A 3,475-nucleotide genomic window follows, 5' to 3' on the forward strand; every position below is an offset into this window, starting at 1 on the left:
ACCTCGGCGTCCGCCGCTCCCCGGTGCACTCCGCCGCCGACGCCGCCGTGCTCGCCGCCGCCGTCGAGGCCCGTGGACCGCTCGTCGTGCGCGGCGTCATGTTCTACGAGGCGCAGGTCGCGGGCCTGCCCGACACCAGCCCCGCCGTGCGGGCCGTGAAGCGGCTGTCCGTCGCCGACCTCGCGGTGCGCCGGGCGGCCGTCGTCGAGGCCGTGCAGGACGCCGTGGGGCACCCGCTCGACCTCGTGAACTCGGGCGGGTCCGGGTCGGTCGAGACGAGCGTCTCCGACGGCACGGTCACCGAGGTCACCGCCGGCTCGGGTCTGTTCGTGCCGACGCTCTTCGACCGGTACCACGCGTTCGAGCCGCGTCCCGCCGCGTTCTTCGGCCTCGACGTCGTCCGCGTCCCCGGGCCCGGCTGGGCGACCGTGTTCGGCGGCGGGTACGTCGCGTCCGGCCCGGCCGTGAAGACGCGCCTGCCGCGCCCCGTGTGGCCGGGCGGCCTCGCGCTCACCGGGCGCGAGGGTGCGGGCGAGGTGCAGACGCCGCTGCGGCTGTCGTCGGGCGCCGACCTGCGCGTCGGGGACCGCGTGTGGTTCCGGCACGCCAAGGCCGGCGAGGTCATGGAGCGGTTCTCCGACGTGCACCTCGTGCGCGGCACGTCCGTCGAGGCGACCGTGCCGACGTACCGGGGCGAGGGCCGCACCTTCGGCTGAGCGTGGCAGCGACGTCCGGCGGGCAGCGACGTCCGGCGGGCGCCGACGGTGCTGCGGCGTGCCGTCGCGCGGTGACGTCGCGTGCCCCTGCCGAGCGGCCCTGCGGGGACCGACCCCGCGTGAGTAGCCTGTGCTCGTCGGTCGGGGAGTCGCTGCGCGCTGTTCCAGGCGACGACCTGCGGTCGTCACCTTCCACGTCACTCCGCGCCTCCCCTCCGTGCCGTCGGTCGGGGAGTCGCTGCGTGCTGTTCCAGGCGACGACCTGCGGTCGTCACCTTCCACGCCACTCCGCGCCTCCCCTCCGTGCCGTCGGTCGGGGAGTCGCTGCGTGCTGTTCCAGGCGACGACCTGCGGTCGTCACCTTCCACGTCACTCCGCGCCTCCCCTCCGTCCCCGTACGATGACGGGCGTGACCCTGCGCCTGTTCGACACCGCGACCCGCACGGTGCGCGACTTCGTCCCGCTCACCGCGGGCGAGGTCGGCATCTACCTGTGCGGCGCGACCGTCCAGGCGCCCCCGCACATCGGCCACGTCCGGTCCGGCGTCGCGTTCGACGTGCTGGTGCGCTGGCTGCGCCGCACGGGCCACCGCGTCACGCTCGTCCGCAACGTCACCGACATCGACGACAAGATCCTCGCGAAGGCCGCCGACGCGGGCGAGCCGTGGTGGGCGTGGGCCGCGACGAACGAGCGCGCGTTCACGGCCGCGTACGACGCGCTCGGCGTCCTGCCGCCGACCTACGAGCCACGCGCGACCGGGCACGTCCCCGCGATGGTCGAGCTCGTCGACCGGCTCGTCGACGCCGGCCACGCCTACACGACCGGACCGGGCGACGTGTGGTTCGACGTCCGCTCCTACCCGGAGTACGGCGCGCTCACCAACCAGCGGGTCGACGACATGGTCCCCGCGCCCGACGACGCGTCGGGCATCAGCAAGCGTGACGCGCGGGACTTCGCGCTCTGGAAGTCGCCGAAGCCGGGCGAGCCCACGAGCGCGTCGTGGGACACCCCGTGGGGCCGTGCGCGACCGGGCTGGCACCTCGAGTGCTCCGCGATGGCGCGGCGGTACCTCGGCGACGCGTTCGACATCCACGGCGGCGGGCTCGACCTGCGGTTCCCGCACCACGAGAACGAGCAGGCCCAGTCGCACGCCGCGGGGTACGGGTTCGCGCAGTACTGGCTGCACAACGGCTGGGTCACGCAGGGCGGCGCGAAGATGAGCAAGTCGCTCGGCAACGGGCTGCTCGTCGACGTCGTGCTCCAGGGCGTGCGGGCGGCCGTGCTCCGGTACGCGCTCACGGCCGTGCAGTACCGCTCGATGCTCGAGTGGACCGACGACTCGCTGCGCGAGGCCGAGGCGACGTGGGACCGGCTCGCCGGGTTCGTCGAGCGCGCGGCCGAGAAGGTCGGCGCCGCGGACCTCGACGAGGTCGCCAAGGCCGACCTGCCCGACGCGTTCGTCGCCGCGATGGACGACGACCTCAACGTGCCCGCCGCGCTCGCGGTCGTGCACGAGCACCTGCGGCTCGGCAACGGCGCGCTCGCGTCGGGCGACCTCGTCGTGGCCCGGACCGAGATGGTCGCGCTGCGCGCGATGCTCCAGGTCGTCGACGGCGGCGGCCAGGCCGCGCTGCTCGCGCCGACCGAGGTGCTCGCCGCGCAGCACGCCCGGTCGCTGCGCGCGCTGCTCGGGGACCTCGCGGAGGGCGGCATGCTCGGCGGCGCCGACACCGCCACGCGCGTCGTGCTGCTCACCGGCTCGCAGTCGACCGCCGCGCGCAAGGCCGCGCTGCTCGACGCGGCGAGCGGTGCCGCGGGGATCGTCGTCGGGACGCACGCGCTGCTGTCGGCCACGGTGCAGTTCGCCGACCTCGGGCTCGTCGTCGTCGACGAGCAGCACAAGTTCGGCGTCGAGCAGCGCGACACGCTGCGCGCCAAGGCGTCCACGAGCCCGCACCTGCTCGTGATGACGGCGACGCCCATCCCGCGGACCGTCGCGATGACCGTGTTCGGCGACCTCGAGACGTCGGTGCTCCGCGAGGTGCCCGCGGGTCGCAGCGGCGTCGTGACGCACGTCGTGCCGGCGGACAACCCCGTCTGGATGTCGCGCACGTGGGCGCGCGTGCGCGAGGAGGTCGACAAGGGCGGCCGTGCGTACGTCGTGTGCCCGCGCATCGACGGCGACGACGACCAGGGCGCCGACGACGCGGACCTCGTCCGCGAGGACGCACCCGAGGACGAGGCCGGGCCGACCACCCCCCGCCGTCCGCTGCGCGCCGTGCTCGAAATCGCGGCCGAGCTCGCCGAGGAGCCCGCGCTGTCCGGTCTCGGGGTCGGGGTCCTGCACGGGCGCATGCCGCCCGACGAGAAGGACCGTGCGCTCGCGGACTTCGCGTCCGGGCGCGTGCCGGTGCTCGTGTCGACGACGGTCGTCGAGGTCGGCGTCGACGTCCCCGAGGCGACCGTCATGGTGATCCTCGACGCCGACCGGTTCGGCGTGTCGCAGCTGCACCAGCTGCGCGGCCGGATCGGGCGCGGCACCGCACCGGGCGTCTGCCTGCTCGTGTCGACGGCCGAGCCCGGCACGCCCGCGGCGGAGCGCGTCGACACGCTCGCGCGGACGTCCGACGGGTTCGCGCTCGCGAGCTTCGACCTCGAGCAGCGCGGCGAGGGCGACGTGCTCGGTGCGTCCCAGTGGGGCGGGTCGTCGTCGCTGCGCCTGCTGCGCGTCACGCGCGACGGCGACGTGATCGAGCAGG

General features: G+C 75.1%; 2 protein-coding genes. Both read left to right on the plus strand.

The genetic code is table 11. From position 1 onward, the window contains the following. Positions 1-716: type III PLP-dependent enzyme domain-containing protein (locus HGA02_RS13385; protein ID WP_484482052.1), on the plus strand; the 716-nt coding region annotated here is incomplete at its 5' end. A 409-nt stretch (positions 717-1,125) separates the two neighbouring features. After that, a partial coding sequence (cysS, locus tag HGA02_RS20460) for a cysteine--tRNA ligase (RefSeq protein ID WP_343035472.1) occupies positions 1,126-3,475 on the plus strand: 2,350 nt, incomplete at its 3' end.

Source organism: Cellulomonas septica, from assembly GCF_012396155.1.
Taxonomy (GTDB): domain Bacteria; phylum Actinomycetota; class Actinomycetes; order Actinomycetales; family Cellulomonadaceae; genus Cellulomonas; species Cellulomonas septica.